Genomic DNA, 17,034 nt, shown 5'->3' with positions numbered 1-17,034 from the left:
ACAAAGCATGGTTTCGTTACTCGGTACTACGTACAAATCAGAAGGTCTGGCCCAGGGAGAACTGGAAGACCTGGGTTTCCGCGTTGTCCGGCTTCTTGATCGGCGTCGCCAGGCTGAAGCTCAGCGGGCCCAGCGCGGTGATCCAGGTCAGGCCGACGCCCACGGAACTGGCGAGGTTGTCGGTCTTGATGCCGTCGCAGTTCTGAGTGGTCTTGGTCGGGCAATCGGTATCGAAGGTGCTACCCACGTCCCAGAACAGCACGGTACGCAACTGGCGCTGGTCCTTGACGAACGGTAGCGGGAACAGCAGCTCGGCGCCGCCGGTGATCAGGATGTTACCACCGAAGGCTTCGGGATCCTGGTCTGGATCCCTGACGGTTCCAGGTCGACCACCTTCCGCCTCTCCACGGCTCGGAGTACTACGAGGCCCCAGCGTGCTGTCCTTGAAGCCCCGCACCGAGTTGAAGCCGCCGGCGTAGTAGTTCTCGTAGAACGGCAGGCGCTCGGTGGATCCGTAGCCGTCGCCATAGCCCAACTCGGTGTGGAAGCGCATGGTGTAGTTGTCGGTCAGCGGGGCGAAGACCTGCCCGCGGTAGTCGATCTTGTAGAACGACAGGTCGCTGCCCGGCAGGGTGGTTTCCAGGGTCAGGCTCTGCGAGTGACCACGGGTGGCCAGCACGCCCTTGTTCAGGGTCGATTCGGACCAGCCGATGGAAGCCTTGAAGTTGGTGAAGTTGTCGCCTTCCTTGTCGAGGAAGTCGTAGATCTCGTCCACGGTGTAGCGGCCGGTGTCGATCTGGTCGCGCTGCACGCTCAGGCCATAGGTCAGGCGCGAGGTCTCGCTGATCGGGTAGCCGATGCTCATGCCGGCGCCCAGGCTGTTCACCGAGTAGCTGGCGACGTCGACGTCGAGCTCGTCGTAGTCGGTCTTCCGGTAGAAGGCGTTGTAGCCGAGGCTGACACCGTCGACAGTCCAGTAGGGGTCGACGAAGCCGAAGTTGTAGCGGGTCTGGTATTCGCTGCGGGTCAGGCCGATGCTGACCTTGTTGCCGGTACCCAGGAAGTTGTTCTGGCTGATCGAGCCACCGAGGATCAGGCCGGCGCTCTGGGCGAAGCCGACGCTGGCGGTGATCGAGCCGGACGGTTGCTCTTCGACGCTGTAGTTGACGTCGACCTGGTCGTCGGTGCCGGGAACCGCCGGGGTCTCGACGTTGACTTCCTTGAAGTAGCCGAGGCGTTCCAGGCGGGCCTTGGACTGGTCGATCAGGTAGGTGGAGGCCCAGCCGCCCTCCATCTGGCGCATTTCGCGGCGCAGCACTTCGTCTTCGGTCTTGGTGTTGCCGCGGAAGTTGATGCGGTTGACGTAGGCGCGCTTGCCCGGGTCGACGACGAAGGTCACCGAGACGGTCTTGTCGTCGTCATGGGCTTCCGGCACGCCGTTGACGTTGGCGAAGGTGTAGCCCTCGTTGCCCAGGCGACGGGTGATCAGGTCGGAGGTGGTGGTCATCACCTTGCGCGAGAACACCTGGCCCTTCTGCACCAGCAGCAGGCGCTTCACTTCCTCTTCCGGCACCTTCAGGTCGCCGGTCAGCTTCACGTCGCGGATGGTGTACTTCTCACCCTCGTTGATGTTGACGGTGATGTAGACGTGCTTCTTGTCCGGGGTGATGGATACCTGGGTGGAGGCGATATCCATGTTGATGTAGCCGCGGTCCAGGTAATAGGAGCGCAGGCGCTCGAGGTCGCCGGAGAGCTTTTCGCGGGCGTACTTGTCGTCGTTCTTGAAGAACGACAGCCAGTTGGTGGTCTTCAGTTCGAACAGGTCGGTCAGGTCTTCTTCGGAGAAGACGGTGTTGCCCACCACGTTGATGTGGGAAATCGCGGCGACCGTGCCTTCGTTGATGTTGATCTTCAGCGCGACGCGGTTGCGCGGCTGCGGGATCACTTCCGCGTTGATCTCGGCCGAGTAGCGGCCCTGGGCCACGTACTGGCGTTGCAGCTCGTTGCGCACGCCTTCGAGGGTGGCGCGCTGGAAGATCTCGCCCTCGGCCAGGCCGGACTGTTTCAGGCCCTTGAGCAGGTCTTCCTTGGAAATCGCCTTGTTGCCCTCGATCTCGATACTGGAGATCGACGGGCGCTCGACTACAGTGACTACCAGCACGTTGCCATCGCGGCCGAGCTGGATGTCCTGGAAGAAACCGGTCTTGAACAGGGAGCGGGTGGCCTGGACCAGGGCCTGGTCGTCGATGGTCTCGCCGACGTTCAGCGGCAGGGCGGCGAACACGCTACCGGCGGACACGCGCTGCAGGCCATTGACCCGGATATCGGAAACAGTGAAGGACTCGGCGTGAACCTCGGCGATCATCAGCGCTGACAGCAGCGCGGGTAGCAGAAAGCGTTTCATGGAGTCCTTTTTTTCCAACTGACAAATAGAGAATCTGCCGCAAAGGGCGGCAGATTCGAATTCAACATGACTACAGACGACTCAGATCGTTGACCAGAGCGAGCAACATCACGCCAACGACCAGACTGATGCCGATCTGCATCCCCCAAGCCTGTACCCGTTCGGATAATGGGCGCCCGCGCACCCACTCAACCAGATAGAACAGCAGATGCCCGCCATCGAGGACAGGGATCGGCAGCAGGTTGAGAACCCCCAAGCTAATGCTCAGATAGGCCAGGAAATTGAGAAAATCCCCCACGCCAGACTGGGCTGAAGCGCCCGCCACTTTAGCAATGGTTATCGGCCCGCTCAAGTTTTTTACCGAGAGCTCGCCGAGCAACATTTTCTTTATGGAGTCGAGCGTTAGCAGGCTCATGGTCCAGGTTCGGGAAAGCGCCTGACCCACCGCCTCCAGCGGTCCGTAGCTCACTTCGCGGAGCATTTCCGCCGGCCATTCGGTACCGGCGACCCCCGCCCCCATGTAGCCGCTCCGGGCCTTGCCCTCGCCGCGCACCGCCAGCTCCAGGGCAACATCCAGCACTTCGCCGTCGCGCAGTACCTTGAGCTGGACGCGCTGCCCGGGACGGGCACGGACGCTGTCCACCACCTGCTGCCAGTCGTCGACGGCGATGCCATCGATGCTCTGCAAGCGGTCGCCGAGCTTCAGCCCGGCGGCCTGCGCCGGCCCCTTGGGGTCGAGTTCGGCCAGCACCGGCGGCAAGGCCGGCCGCCAGGGCCGGATGCCCAGCGAGGCAATGGGATCGGGATTGTCCTCGCCCTTCAGCCAGCCATCCAGACGCACCTGGTGGGTGGAATCGACATTCGAGCCCTTTTCCTGCACCCGCACTTCCAGCGTACCGCTCTCGCCGAGACGGCGAACCAGCTGCAGGTTGACCCCGCTCCAGCCGGTGACGGGCTCGCCGTCCACCGCCAGCAGTTCCTGCCCGGCCTCCAGGCCGGCCTGGGCGGCCAGGCTCTCCGGCGCCACGGAACCGATGACCGGGCGCACCTGCTGGCTACCGAGCAGGGCGACGCCCCAGAAGAACAGAATCGCCAGTAGGAAATTGGCGATGGGACCAGCCGCGACGATGGCGATCCGCTGACGGACCGTCTTGCGATTGAAGGACTGTTCGAGCAGATGGGCCGGTACTTCCGCCTCGCGCTCGTCGAGCATCTTGACGTAGCCGCCCAGCGGAATGGCCGCCACCACGAACTCGGTGCCGTGCCGGTCGTGCCAGCGCACCAGCGGCGTGCCGAAGCCGACGGAGAAGCGCAGGACCTTCACCCCGCAGCGTCGCGCGACCCAGAAGTGGCCGAATTCGTGGAACGTCACCAGCACGCCCAGGGCCACCAGGGTACCGACGATCATGTAAAGCGCACTCATCTCCTACCTCCAGGCCGTCCGAAGACTAGCCGGCGTGTCGGGTCAACCATTGCCCGGCGACCGAACGGGCGCGGCGATCGGCGGCCAGGACCTGATCGAGCGATTCGACTGCGGTCACCGCCTCGCGGTTCAGCACGTCCTCGATGATAACCGCGATGTCGCTGAAGCGGATGCGCCGCTCGAGAAATGCGGCCACGGCCACCTCGTTCGCGGCATTCAACATGGCCGGGGCGCTGCCGCCGGTTTCCGCGGCCTGGCTCGCCAGGCGCAGGCAGGGGAAGCGCTGCTCGTCGGGGCGCTGAAAATCCAGGCGACCGACGGCGAACATGTCCAGCGGCGAAACGCCGGAATCGATTCGCTCCGGCCAGGCCATGGCATAGGAAATCGGCGTGCGCATGTCCGGATTGCCGAGCTGGGCGATCACCGAGCCGTCGATGTAGTCCACCATCGAGTGGATCACGCTCTGCGGGTGGATCACCACCTCGACCTGGCTCGGCTGGGCGTCGAACAGCCAGCACGCCTCGATCAGTTCGAGCCCCTTGTTCATCATGCTGGCGGAATCGACGGAAATCTTCCGCCCCATCGACCAGTTCGGGTGCGCACAAGCCTGCTCCGGCGTCACCGAAGCGAGTTGCTCCAGCGGCGTCTCGCGGAACGGGCCGCCGGAGGCGGTCAAGAGGATCCGGCGCACGCCGACCCGCTCCAGGCCATCGGCATAATTGCGCGGCAGCGACTGGAAGATCGCGTTGTGCTCGCTGTCGATCGGCAGGAGCACCGCGCCGCTGCGCTTGACCGCCTGCATGAACAGCGCGCCGGACATCACCAGCGCTTCCTTGTTGGCCAGCAGTACGCGCTTGCCGGCCTCGACGGCCGCCAGGGTCGACGGCAGCCCGGCGGCGCCGACGATGGCCGCCATTACCATGTCCACTTCGGGCGCGCTGGCCACTTCGCACAACGCCTGCTCGCCGAACAGCACCCGGGTGCGGATACCCGCCGCGGCGAGCGAGCCCTGCAAGGCGATCGCCGCGGCCTGCTCCGGCACCACCGCATAGACGGGGCGGTGCCTGAGGCACAGCGCCTCGAGTTCGGCCAGGCGGCTGAAGCCGGTCAGGGCGAAGGCTTCGTAACGATCGGGATGACGCTGGACGACGTCCAGGGTGCTCAGGCCGATCGAGCCGGTCGCGCCGAGCACGCTGATCCGCTGCGGTCGACTCATGGCGCACCCCAGCCGGCGGCCCAGAGCAGGGCCGCGAATACCGGGATGGCTGCCGTCAGGCTGTCGATGCGATCCAGCACGCCACCGTGGCCGGGCAGCAGGTTGCTGCTGTCCTTGATTCCGGACTGGCGCTTGAACATGCTTTCGGTGAGGTCGCCAACGATCGAGACGAACACCACCAGCGCCGCGCCGAGCAGGGCCAGGAGCAGCGCGCCGAGGGACCAGCCGCGGTAGAGGCCGACCGCCAGGGTGATCGCCAGGCTGGCCGCCAGGCCGCCGTAAACGCCTTCCCAGCTCTTGCCGGGGCTGACCCGCGGCGCCAGCTTGCGCTTGCCGAAGGCCTTGCCGGAGAAGTAGGCGCCGATATCCGCGCCCCAGACCAGCACCATCACGGCGATGATCAGGCCATTGGCCAGCGGCCACTGCTTGAGCAGGACCAGCCCCTGCCAGGCCGGCAACAGGATCAGCAGGCCCATGCCCAGGCGGCGCCAGCGTCCGCCCCAGTAGCCGACGCTTTCCGGGTAGGTGAGCACCAGCACAGTGGCCAGCGTCCACCAGACCAACGCCAGCAGCAGCACGGCTCCGGCAAGCTGCGGCAGATGGTAGAGAGCGACCATCAGTACGGCGACCGTCGCCGCGTAGGCAACGCGGCCGAACTGCTGTTCATAGCCGGCCAGGCGTGCCCATTCCCAGGCCCCCAGGCTCACCACCGCGCCGATGAACAGGGCGAAGAACGCCCCTTCGAGAAGGAAAAAACCACCCAGCGCGATGGGCAGGAGCACCAGCGCCGTGATGATCCGTTGTTTCAGCATGACGGACGGGCCTCGGCCTCGACTTGCTCGCTGGTCTTGCCGAAGCGGCGCTGGCGCTTGGAGAAATCCGCCAGGGCAGCCCGCATCGCCGCGTGCTTGAAGTCGGGCCAGAACAGGTCGGAGAAATACAGCTCGGCGTAGGCCAGCTGCCAGAGAAGGAAATTGCTGATGCGATGCTCGCCGCCAGTGCGGATGCACAGGTCGGGCAGCGGCTGGTCGCCGGTCACCAGGCAGCCCTGGAGCAGCTCGGCGGAGATATCGTCCGCCGCCAGGTGCCCGCCCTGGACCTCGCGCGCCAGGCGCTGTGCGGCCTGGACGATGTCCCACTGGCCGCCGTAGTTGGCGGCGACCTGGAGGAGGAAACGGGTATTGCCGGCAGTGGCGGCTTCCGCTTCGCGCATGGCCGCCTGCAACTCCGGATGGAAACGCGTGCGATCGCCGATGATGCGCAGGCGGATGCCGTTCTCGTCGAGCTTGCGCACCTCGCGGCGCAGGGCCACGAGAAACAGCTCCATCAGCGCGCTGACTTCGTCCGCCGGACGCTGCCAGTTCTCGCTGGAGAACGCGAACAGGGTGAGGACCTCGACCCCTGCCTCGGCGCAGACCTCGATCACCGCCCTGACGGCATCGACACCGGCCTTGTGGCCGGCGACGCCGGGCAGAAGACGCTTCTTCGCCCAGCGATTGTTACCGTCCATGATAATGGCCACGTGGCGTGGCACGCACACATCCTTCCGGGTCTTTTCCATGACGTCAGCCCGGCCTCAGACAGCCATGAGGTCCGCTTCTTTGGCTTCCAGTGCCTTCTCGATCTCACCGATGAACTTGTCGGTCAGCTTCTGCACGTCGTCGCCGGCGCGGCGCTCTTCGTCCTCGCTGATTTCCTTTTCCTTCTGCAGGTCCTTCAGCTGGGCCAGCGCATCGCGACGGATGTTGCGCACGGAAACCCGCGCCTGCTCGGCCTCGGCACGCGCCTGCTTGGTGTAGCCCTTGCGGGTCTCCTCGGTCAGGGCCGGCATCGGTACGCGGATGGTGGTGCCGGCGGTGGCCGGGTTGAGCCCCAGGTCGGAGGTCATGATGGCCTTCTCGACCGCCTGGATCATGCTCTTGTCGAACACGGCCAGGGCCAGGGTGCGGGAGTCTTCCACGGTGACGTTGGCGACCTGGCGCAGCGGCGTATCGGCCCCGTAATAGGAAACCATCACGCTATCCAGGATGCTCGGATGCGCGCGACCGGTACGAATCTTCGCGAAGGCATGGCCCAGCGCTTCCAGGGTCTTGCCCATGCGCTCCTGCGCTTCCTTCTTGATCTCGTTGATCATTCTCAACCCTCCTCGATCAGGGTGCCTTCGGCACCACCAACAACAATATTCAGCAATGCGCCCGGCTTGTTCATGTTGAACACCCGCAGCGGCATGTTCTGGTCACGGCACAGGCAGATGGCGGTCAGGTCCATCACGCCGAGCTTGCGGTCGAGCACTTCATCATAGGTCAGGCGCTCGAACTTCTCGGCATTCGGGTCCTTGAACGGGTCGGCAGTGTACACGCCATCGACCTTGGTAGCCTTAAGGACCACGTCGGCGTCGATCTCGATGGCGCGCAGGCAAGCCGCCGAGTCGGTGGTGAAGAACGGGTTGCCGGTACCGGCGGAGAAGATCACCACCTCGCCACCGCCGAGGTGGCGCATGGCCTTGCGGCGGTCGTAGTGGTCGGTCACACCGACCATGGAGATCGCCGACATCACCAGCGCGGGGATGTTCGAGCGCTCCAGCGCATCGCGCATCGCCAGGCCGTTCATCACGGTGGCCAGCATCCCCATGTGGTCGCCGGTCACCCGGTCCATGCCGGCCGCGGACAGCGCCGCGCCGCGGAACAGGTTGCCGCCGCCGATGACCAGGCCGACCTGCACGCCGATCCCGACCAACTGGCCGATTTCCAGCGCCATGCGGTCCAGCACCTTGGGATCGATGCCGAACTCCTCCGAGCCCATCAGGGCTTCGCCGCTCAACTTTAGAAGAATGCGTTTATAGCGAGGTTGACGAGCGCTCAGTTGCTGAGCCATGACCTTTTCTCCTGCGGCGATAAAAATACGTGACGGCCGGGCCGTCGTGGGCGGAGACGACTTTGCGCCTGCGTTGCGTGCGAGCCCGCCGAGCGGGCCGGCAACGCGGAAGCTGCCCCGAACGCTTCCCCATTTGACGAAGAGGCCGCACGCATCAGCGGGCAGCCTCTTCCGGGGCGACAGTCGAAACCGTCTTTGTTACTGCTTGGTGGCGGCTACTTGAGCGGCAACTTCGGCAGCGAAGTCCACTTCGGCCTTCTCGATGCCTTCGCCCACTTCGTAACGAACGAAGGAAACGATTTCGGCGCCAGCCTGCTTGGCCAGGTCGCCGACCTTCACTTCCGGGTTCTTCACGAAAGGCTGCTCGACCAGGCTCGCTTCGGCGAGGAACTTGCTGATGCGGCCCTTGACCATGTTCTCGACGATGTTCTCCGGCTTGCCGGCGATCTTGTCGGCGTTCAGCGCCAGGAAGATTTCCTTCTCTTTCGCGATCGCTTCTTCGGAAACTTCCGAAGCGCTCAGGAACTGCGGGTTGCTGGCGGCGACATGCATGGCGATGTCCTTGGCCAGTTCCGGGTTGCCGCCTTTCAGGTTGACCACGACACCGATGCGGTGGCCGTGCAGGTAGGCGCCGACCACGTCGCCCTCGACGCGGGTCAGGCGGCGGATGTTGACGTTCTCGCCGGTCTTGGCGACCAGGGCCAGACGAGCCTCCTCACGCGCTTCGACCAGCGGAGCGGCGTCGGTCAGCTTCTCGTTGAAGGCCTTTTCCAGGCTCTCGGCGACGAAGCCCTTGAAGTCGTCCTGGAGGGCCAGGAAGTCGGTCTGGGAGTTGACTTCGATGATCACGGCGGCCTTGTTGTCGGCAGCGATCTTGACGGCGATCGAGCCTTCGGCGGCAATGTTGCCGGCCTTCTTGGCAGCCTTGATCGCACCGGCAGCGCGCATGTCGTCGATGGCCTTCTCGATGTCGCCGCCAGCGGCGGTCAGCGCCTTCTTGCACTCCATCATGCCCAAGCCGGTACGCTCGCGCAGTTCTTTAACCATGGCTGCAGTAATTTCTGCCATTTCGAAATCCTCTTGAGTGGTAGCTCTCAAAAAACCTTTGTGCCCGGCCTGCCGGGCAGAAACTCAAAGGTGGCAAAAAGGGGGCCTAGCCCCCTTCCTGCGCACCGTCGGACGTCTGAACGTCCCGGAATCAGCCTTCGGCGGATTCGGCCGGCGCTTCCTCGACGAACTCGTCGGCGCTGGTGGCAGCGCCCTGCTTGCCGCGGATTACCGCTTCGGCCATCGAGTTCAGGTAGAGTTGCACGGCGCGGATGGCATCATCGTTACCGGGAATTACATAGTCGACGCCTTCCGGGCTGCTGTTGGTATCGACAACGCCGATGACCGGGATGCCCAGCTTGTTGGCTTCGGTGATGGCGATGCGCTCGTGGTCGACGTCGATCACGAACAGAGCGTCCGGCAGGCCGCCCATGTCCTTGATGCCGCCCAGGCTGCGCTCGAGCTTCTCGAGGTCACGGCTGCGCATCAGGGCTTCTTTCTTGGTCAGCTTGTCGAAGGTGCCGTCCTGGGACTGGGTTTCCAGGTCGCGCAGGCGCTTGATCGACTGACGGATGGTCTTGTAGTTGGTGAGCATGCCGCCCAGCCAGCGATGGTCGACGTACGGCATGCCGCAACGAGCGGCTTCCTCGCGAACGATCTTGCCGGCGGAACGCTTGGTGCCGACGAACAGGATCTTGTTCTTGCCAGCGGCCAGGCGCTCAACGAAGGTCAGGGCCTCGTTGAACATCGGCAGGGTCTTTTCGAGGTTGATGATATGGATCTTGTTGCGCGCGCCGAAAATGAACTTGCCCATTTTCGGGTTCCAGTAACGGGTCTGGTGGCCGAAGTGCACACCGGCCTTCAGCATATCGCGCATGTTGACTTGGGACATGATAGTTCCTCGATAAGTCGGGTTAGGCCTCCACGCATCCCAATGACCAACCCTTGCGGGCACCCAGGCCATCGTGTCGATGCATGTGTGGGTTTGTGCTCCGGAAAAGGCCGCAGCCTCGGAGCGGGGCGCTTTATACCATAACCGTGGACGCAGTGAAACCCGCCGCGGATGGCCGGGCGGGAGTAGATCGGTCGGTCAGGTCTGCTAGAATCGCGTATTCCTTATTATTCATGCGTGCTTGCACGCCCGAAGAGAATTCGCATGACCGTCACCATCAAGACGCCGGACGATATCGAGAAGATGCGCATCGCCGGCCGCCTGGCCGCCGAAGTGCTGGAAATGATCGGCGAACACATCAAGCCCGGCGTGACCACCGAGGAGCTGGACCGCATCTGCCACGACTATATCGTCAACGAGCAGAAGGCGATTCCCGCCCCGCTGAACTACAAGGGCTTTCCCAAGTCGATCTGCACCTCGATCAACCATGTGGTCTGCCATGGCATCCCCAACGAGAAGCCGCTGAAGGAAGGCGACATCCTCAACGTCGACATCACCGTCATCAAGGACGGCTACCACGGCGACACCAGCAAGATGTTCCTGGTCGGCAAGACCCCGGAATGGGCCGACCGCCTCTGCCAGATCACCCAGGAATGCATGTACAAGGGCATTTCCGTGGTGCGTCCGGGCGCGCACCTGGGCGATATCGGCGAAATCATCCAGAAGCACGCGGAAAAGAACGGCTTCTCGGTGGTCCGCGAATACTGCGGCCATGGCATCGGCAAGGTGTTCCACGAGGAGCCGCAGGTCCTCCACTACGGTCGTGCGGGTACCGGCATCGAGCTGAAGGAAGGCATGATCTTCACCATCGAGCCGATGATCAACCAGGGCCGCCCGGAGACCCGCCTGCTCGGCGACGGCTGGACCGCGATCACCAAGGATCGCAAGCTGTCCGCGCAATGGGAGCACACCGTGCTGGTCACCGCCGATGGCTACGAGATCCTCACCCTGCGCAACGACGAAACCTTCCCGCGCACCTCGGCCGCCTGATCCGGCCCGGCTTTTGCTGCCAGCCGTGCGCCTCGACGCCCCGCCCCATTCCGGCGGGGCCGACGCCCCGATTCGGCGCAGCGCGCGCACCAATACAGCGCAAAAACGCACCAAGACGGGGCGCTCGCGTATCGAACCCAACCGCTAGCAGATAAAGGAAGGCCGCATGCCGCAGGTGGATCCCGAATTGTTCGATCGCGGGCAGTTCCAGGCGGAACTGGCCTTGAAGTCCAGCCCGATCGCCGCCTTCAAGAAGGCCATCCGGCAATTCCGCGAAGTGCTCGACAACCGCTTCAACAGCGGCCGCGACATCCGCCGCCTGATCGAAGATCGCGCCTGGTGCGTCGACCAGATCCTGCAACAGGCCTGGCAGCGCTTCGACTGGGGAGACGACGCCGACATCGCCCTGGTCGCCGTGGGCGGCTACGGCCGCGGCGAACTCCACCCCTACTCCGACGTCGACCTGCTGATCCTCCTCGACAGCGAGGACCAGGAGAGCTTCCGCGAGCCGATCGAAGGCTTCCTCACCCTGCTCTGGGACATCGGCCTGGAAGTCGGCCAGAGCGTGCGCTCGGTGCAGCAGTGCGCGGAGGAAGCACGCGCCGACCTGACGGTGATCACCACCCTCATGGAATGCCGCACCATCTGCGGCCCTGACAGCCTGCGCCAGCGCATGCTGCGGGTTACCGGCAGCGCGCACATGTGGCCGAGCAAGGAGTTCTTCCTGGCCAAACGCCACGAACAGCAGCGCCGCCACGCCAAGTACAACGACACCGAGTACAACCTCGAGCCCAACGTCAAGGGCTCCCCCGGCGGCCTGCGCGACATCCAGACCATCCTCTGGATGGCCCGCCGCCAGTTCGGCAGCCTCAACCTGCACGCCCTGGTGCGCGAAGGCTTCCTGGTGGAAAGCGAGTGCAGCATGCTGGCTTCCAGCCAGGAGTTCCTCTGGCGGGTCCGCTATGCCCTGCACATGCTCGCCGGGCGCGCCGAGGATCGCCTGCTGTTCGATCACCAGCGCAGCATCGCCCGTCTGTTCGGCTACGAAGACAACGACGTCAAGCTGGCGGTCGAACGCTTCATGCAGAAGTACTACCGGGTGGTGATGGCGATCTCCGAGCTGAACGACCTGATCATCCAGCACTTCGAGGAAGTCATCCTGCCCTGCGAGCAGCCGGTGCAGATCCAACCGCTGAACAGTCGCTTCCAGTTGCGCGACGGCTACATCGAGGTGACGCACCCGAACGTCTTCAAGCGCACCCCGTTCGCCCTCCTGGAAATCTTCGTGCTGATGGCCCAGCACCCGGAAATCAAGGGCGTGCGCGCCGACACCATTCGCCTGCTGCGCGACAGCCGACACCTGATCGACGACGAGTTCCGCCACGACATCCGCAACACCAGCCTGTTCATCGAGCTGTTCAAGAGCAGCCAGGGTATCCACCGCAACCTGCGGCGGATGAACCGCTACGGCATCCTCGGTCGCTACCTGCCGGAGTTCGGCCATATCATCGGGCAGATGCAGCACGACCTGTTCCATATCTATACGGTGGACGCCCACACCCTCAACCTGATCAAGCACCTGCGCAAGCTGAATCGGCCGGAGATGGCCGAGAAATATCCGCTGGCGAGCAAGATCATCGATCGTCTGCCCAAGCCGGAACTGATCTACATCGCTGGCCTCTACCACGACATCGCCAAGGGCCGTGGCGGCGACCACTCGGAACTCGGTGCGGTGGACGCCGAGGCCTTCTGCCAGAGCCACCAGTTGCCGCTCTGGGACACCCAACTGGTGTCCTGGCTGGTGCAGAACCACCTGGTGATGTCGACCACCGCGCAACGCAAGGACCTCTCCGACCCGCAGGTGATCTTCGATTTCGCCCAACTGGTCGGCGACCAGACCCACCTCGACTACCTGTACGTGCTCACCGTGGCCGACATCAACGCCACCAACCCGACGCTCTGGAACTCCTGGCGCGCCAGCCTGCTCCGGCAGCTCTACACCGAGACCAAGCGCGCCCTGCGCCGCGGCCTGGAGAACCCGGTGGACCGCGAGGAGCAGATCCGCCAGACGCAGACCGCGGCCCTCGACCAACTGGTACGCAACGGCATCGACCAGGACGATGCCGAGCAGTTATGGAGCCAGCTCGGCGACGACTACTTCCTGCGCCACACCGCCGGCGACGTGGCCTGGCACACCGAGGCGATCCTCCAGCACCCGGACGACGGCACGCCGCTGGTGCTGATCAAGGAAACCACCCAGCGCGAGTTCGAGAGCGGTTCGCAGATATTCATCTACGCCGCCGACCAGCACGATTTCTTCGCGGTCACCGTGGCCGCCATGGACCAGCTCAACCTGAGCATCCAGGACGCGCGGATCATCACCTCCACCAGCCAGTTCACCCTCGATACCTATATCGTGCTCGACGCCGACGGCGACTCCATCGGCAACAACCCGGAGCGCATCGCCGAGATCCGCGAGGGGCTTATCGACGCATTGAAGAACCCCGACGACTACCCGACCATCATCCAGCGCCGGGTGCCGCGCCAGCTCAAGCATTTCGCCTTCGCCCCGCAGGTGACCATCTCCACCGACGCGCTGCGCCAGGTCTCGGTGCTCGAAGTCATCGCCCCCGACCGCCCCGGCCTGCTGGCGCGGATCGGCGGCATCTTCCTGGATTTCGACCTGTCGGTGCAGAACGCCAAGATCGCCACCCTCGGCGAGCGCGTGGAGGACGTCTTCTACATCACCGATGCGCGCAACCAGCCGCTCGCCGACCCCGACCTGTGCAAACGCCTGCAGGCCGCCCTGGTCGAGCAGCTGTCACAAGACAACGGACGGGACACCCTGCCTACCCGGATAAACTTCTGAGAAGCCTTGCCAACGCCATGAATACCGCACTCGACAACCTCCAGCCCTACCCCTTCGAGAAGCTCCGCGCCCTGCTCGGCGGCGCCCGGCCGCCCGCGACGCTGAAGCCGATCGCACTGTCCATCGGCGAGCCCAAGCACCGCTCGCCGAGCTTCGTCGCCGAAACCCTGGCGGAGAACCTGGACCAGCTCGCGGTCTACCCGACCACCCTCGGCCTGCCGGCCCTGCGCGAAGCCATCGCGCGCTGGTGCGAGCGGCGCTTCTCGGTACCGGCCGGCTGGCTGGATGCGGCGCGCCACGTACTGCCGGTGAACGGTACCCGCGAGGCGCTGTTCGCCTTCACCCAGACCGTGGTCCGCCGCAGCGAGCCCGGCGAGGCGCCCGGCCTGGTGGTCAGCCCGAACCCGTTCTACCAGATCTACGAAGGCGCGGCGCTGCTCGCCGGAGCCGTGCCGCACTACCTGCCCTGCCGCGAGGAAAACGGCTTCAACCCCGATTTCGACGCGGTCGACGAGGCGACCTGGCAGCGCTGCCAGATTCTCTTCCTCTGCTCGCCGGGCAACCCCACCGGGGCCCTGGTACCGCTGGAGACCCTGAAGAAGCTGATCGCCCTGGCCGACCGCTACGACTTCGTGATCGCCGCCGACGAGTGCTACAGCGAACTCTACTTCGACGAAAACGCCCCGCCGCCCGGCCTGCTCAACGCTTGCGCCGAGCTGGGCCGCACGGACTTCAGCCGCTGCGTGGTGTTCCACAGCCTGTCCAAGCGCTCCAACCTGCCCGGCCTGCGCTCGGGCTTCGTCGCCGGCGACGCGGAGATCCTGAAGAAATTCCTCCTCTACCGCACCTACCACGGCTGCGCCATGCCGGTGCAGACCCAGTTGGCGAGCATCGCCGCCTGGAACGACGAGGTCCATGTGCGCGCCAACCGCAGCCTCTACCGCGAGAAATTCGACGCCGTGCTGGCGATCCTCGATGGCGTGCTCGACGTACAGCGCCCGGACGGCAGTTTCTACCTGTGGGCACGCACCCCGGTGGACGACACCGTATTCACCCGCGAACTGTTCGAGCAGCAGCACGTGACGGTGGTGCCGGGTTCCTACCTGTCGCGCGAGGTGGACGGCGAAAACCCCGGCGCCAACCGCGTGCGCATGGCCCTGGTGGCACCGCTGGCCGAGTGCGTCGAAGCCGCCGAGCGCATCCGCGACTACCTGCGGGCGCGCTGAAGCCTGCGCGGAGAAACGAAAAGGGATCGCCGCGGCGATCCCTTTTTCGTTCACACCCAGCGGGCGAAGCGATTGGTCAGCCAGCTTTCCTGCTGGTCCAGCTCGCGCAGGATATCGCCCAGGGTCTCGTCGTCGATCTCGTTGTTACGCCGCTGCCGGTACAGTTCCAGGCGCTGCGCGCGCAACGCCTTCAGGCGCAAGGCCTTGTCGGCGATCTCCAGGGCCTGGGCCTGGTCGCGGGCCTCATCGGTGGTCGGTGCGGTATCCAGCGACTGGCGGTATTCGGCCATGATCTGCGCACGCGCCTCGGCGACCCGCGAAGTATTCGCCGCATCGTTGCCTTCCACCTGCGGCAGTTCCTCGCTCTCCAGGGCCCGGATCGCCGCCTCCGCGGTCTTGCGCCAGGCCTCGCGCCGCTCGCGCTCGTGGGCGCCATTGTTGCTCGCCGGCAGTCCGCGCAGCAGCAGCGGCAGGCCGATGGTCGCGCCGATCAGGGAAATCAGGATCACGCTGGTGGCGATGAAGATGATCAGGTCGCGCTGCGGGAAGGCGCTGCCATCCATCAGGCTCATCGGTACCGACAGCACCGCCGCCAGGGTCACCGCACCACGCACGCCGCTCAATGCACTGAGGGCGGAGAGACGGCGCAGGGAGATGCCGCTCAGCCCGGGCGGGCTCTTGCCGCGCCAGCGATCGATGCGCAGCGACAGCTTCCAGTAGCCATAGACCCAGCCGTAGCGGATCAGCATCAGCACGGCGGTGATCGCCGCCACGTAGGCCAGCAGCAGCGAGGAACGCCAGAGCAGGTCGCCGTGGTGGTTGGCCACCGACTTCATGATGTCCGGCAACTGCAGGCCGAGCAGCAGGAACACCACGCCGTTGAAGGCGAACTCCAGCATCGACCAGACGCTGCGGTTGAGCAGGCGCGTGGAAGTCTGCCGCGGCAGCAGGTCGACCCAGCTCTGCATCATGCCGGCCGCCACCGCCGAGAGAATCCCGGAGACGCCCAGATGTTCCGCCACCATGTAGGAGGCGAACGGCAGCAACAGCATCAGTACCACGTGGGTCGCCGGGTCGTCCCAGCCACGGGAGATCATCCAGGCGCGGATGCGGCCCAGCGACCAGCTGAGGAACACCCCGATGGCCAGGCCGCCGACCGCGACCAGGAGGAAGTTGAGGCTGGCGTCTACCAGCGAGAACACGCCGGTCATCGCCGCGGCGATGGCGAACTTGAATGCCACCAGGCCAGAGGCATCGTTCATCAGCGCCTCGCCCTCCAGCAGGTGCATCAGGCGCTTGGGCAGCCGCCCCTGGGTGATCGCCGAGACCGCCAGGGCGTCCGTGGGCGACAGCACGGCGGCGAGGGCGAAGGAAGCCGCCAGGGGAATTTCCGGGATCAGCAGGTGGATGAAATAGCCGGCGCCGACCACGGTGAAGAACACCAGGCCGAACGCCATCATCAGGATCGGCCAGCGCATCCGCCAGACTTCCCGCTTGGGAATGCGCCAGCCGTCGACGAACAGCAGCGGCGGAATGAACAGGAAGAGGAACAGTTCCGGGTCGAGGGCAATGTGCAGCCCGAGGGACGGCAAGGCCAGCAGGGCCCCGGCGGCGATCTGGATCAGCGGTAGCGGCAAGGGCAGCAACTGGGCGGCCAGGCGGGTGGCGCCGACGACCAGCAGCAGGGTCAGAACGGTGTACACGGTTTGCATGAGGGCGGGGATCTCCGGCTTCGTCCCTGGACGATGCGACTGCGCCGATTGCACCATCGCGATCGGTAGGCAGCTATCCGACATTCGCACAATCCGTACGGTCTTTCCTAGCCCCGCCGCTCTACCCCGCGCGTCCGCCCCCTCCGCGGCGACGACCGGGCCGCCCGGCCAAGGTTCCCGCACTAGTACATCCGAGCTATTTCATAGCGGTGCGAGACGCTCCTACACTCCCCTTCAGTCCAGGCCCGCCGTAGCGTCGGCCAGGACGACGCCCCGAAGGAGTACGGGGTGCAGCGCCCACTCAGACAAAGGAATGCCGCC

At 64.9% G+C, this 17,034-nt stretch carries 13 protein-coding genes; 3 read left to right on the top strand and 10 right to left on the bottom strand.

Annotated features, from left to right (window positions below; all coding sequences use genetic code 11):
* Nucleotides 1-37 precede the first annotated feature (37 nt).
* The 9 genes from bamA to rpsB all read right to left on the bottom strand — a co-directional run bounded on the left by bamA (nt 38) and on the right by rpsB (nt 9,856).
* The gene (gene bamA, locus VQ067_RS07000) at nt 38-2,404 is read right to left on the bottom strand and encodes an outer membrane protein assembly factor BamA (RefSeq protein WP_003129941.1); all 2,367 of its coding nucleotides are present in this window, start codon (nt 2,402-2,404) and stop codon (nt 38-40) included.
* A gap of 70 nt (nt 2,405-2,474) precedes the next feature.
* Entirely contained in the window at nt 2,475-3,827 is a 1,353-nt protein-coding gene (gene rseP / locus VQ067_RS06995; protein WP_031755775.1) for a sigma E protease regulator RseP, read from the bottom strand.
* A gap of 25 nt (nt 3,828-3,852) precedes the next feature.
* Nucleotides 3,853-5,043, bottom strand: a complete 1,191-nt coding sequence (gene ispC, locus VQ067_RS06990; RefSeq protein ID WP_023109728.1) for a 1-deoxy-D-xylulose-5-phosphate reductoisomerase — start codon at nt 5,041-5,043, stop codon at nt 3,853-3,855.
* Complete coding sequence (cdsA, locus tag VQ067_RS06985) at nt 5,040-5,855, bottom strand: phosphatidate cytidylyltransferase (RefSeq protein WP_003092388.1); 816 nt, start codon at nt 5,853-5,855, stop codon at nt 5,040-5,042. Before cdsA ends, ispC begins: the two co-directional genes overlap by 4 nt.
* On the bottom strand, nt 5,849-6,604 hold the full coding sequence (uppS, locus tag VQ067_RS06980) for a polyprenyl diphosphate synthase (RefSeq protein ID WP_003113863.1): 756 nt from the start codon (nt 6,602-6,604) through the stop codon (nt 5,849-5,851). The genes cdsA and uppS overlap by 7 nt, the downstream gene beginning before the upstream one ends.
* 15 nt (nt 6,605-6,619) lie before the next feature.
* Nucleotides 6,620-7,177: a ribosome recycling factor gene (frr, locus tag VQ067_RS06975; RefSeq protein WP_003092390.1), complete on the bottom strand. Its 558-nt coding sequence runs from the start codon at nt 7,175-7,177 to the stop codon at nt 6,620-6,622.
* Between the two features lie 2 nt (nt 7,178-7,179).
* Nucleotides 7,180-7,917, bottom strand: a complete 738-nt coding sequence (gene pyrH / locus VQ067_RS06970) for a UMP kinase (protein ID WP_003092391.1) — start codon at nt 7,915-7,917, stop codon at nt 7,180-7,182.
* Between the two features lie 198 nt (nt 7,918-8,115).
* Nucleotides 8,116-8,985, bottom strand: coding sequence for a translation elongation factor Ts (gene tsf / locus VQ067_RS06965; protein WP_003092393.1), 870 nt, complete (start codon nt 8,983-8,985; stop codon nt 8,116-8,118).
* 130 nt (nt 8,986-9,115) lie between these two features.
* Nucleotides 9,116-9,856: a 30S ribosomal protein S2 gene (gene rpsB, locus VQ067_RS06960; protein ID WP_003092394.1), complete on the bottom strand. Its 741-nt coding sequence runs from the start codon at nt 9,854-9,856 to the stop codon at nt 9,116-9,118.
* A gap of 264 nt (nt 9,857-10,120) precedes the next feature.
* On the opposite strand from rpsB, the gene map reads away from it, so the two are divergent.
* The 3 genes from map (at nt 10,121) to dapC (ending at nt 15,001) form a co-directional block, all read left to right on the top strand.
* Nucleotides 10,121-10,906, top strand: a complete 786-nt coding sequence (gene map, locus VQ067_RS06955) for a type I methionyl aminopeptidase (protein WP_003092395.1) — start codon at nt 10,121-10,123, stop codon at nt 10,904-10,906.
* Nucleotides 10,907-11,072: 166 nt separating this feature from the next.
* Nucleotides 11,073-13,775 carry a [protein-PII] uridylyltransferase gene (locus VQ067_RS06950; protein WP_003098610.1) on the top strand — a complete coding sequence of 901 codons (2,703 nt, stop codon included), beginning with the start codon at nt 11,073-11,075 and terminating at the stop codon, nt 13,773-13,775.
* Between the two features lie 17 nt (nt 13,776-13,792).
* A complete protein-coding gene (gene dapC / locus VQ067_RS06945) occupies nt 13,793-15,001 on the top strand; it encodes a succinyldiaminopimelate transaminase (protein ID WP_003092403.1) in 1,209 nt (402 codons plus the stop codon).
* Nucleotides 15,002-15,051: 50 nt separating this feature from the next.
* Here dapC and VQ067_RS06940 read toward each other — a convergent pair whose 3' ends face one another.
* Complete coding sequence (locus VQ067_RS06940; protein ID WP_003109341.1) at nt 15,052-16,797, bottom strand: Na+/H+ antiporter; 1,746 nt, start codon at nt 16,795-16,797, stop codon at nt 15,052-15,054.
* Between the last annotated feature and the right edge of the window lie 237 nt (nt 16,798-17,034).

This window comes from Pseudomonas sp. KBN12P06040 (assembly GCF_037574965.1).
In the GTDB taxonomy this organism is placed as follows: domain Bacteria; phylum Pseudomonadota; class Gammaproteobacteria; order Pseudomonadales; family Pseudomonadaceae; genus Pseudomonas; species Pseudomonas aeruginosa.
This window is presented reverse-complemented; position numbering and strand designations above follow the sequence as displayed.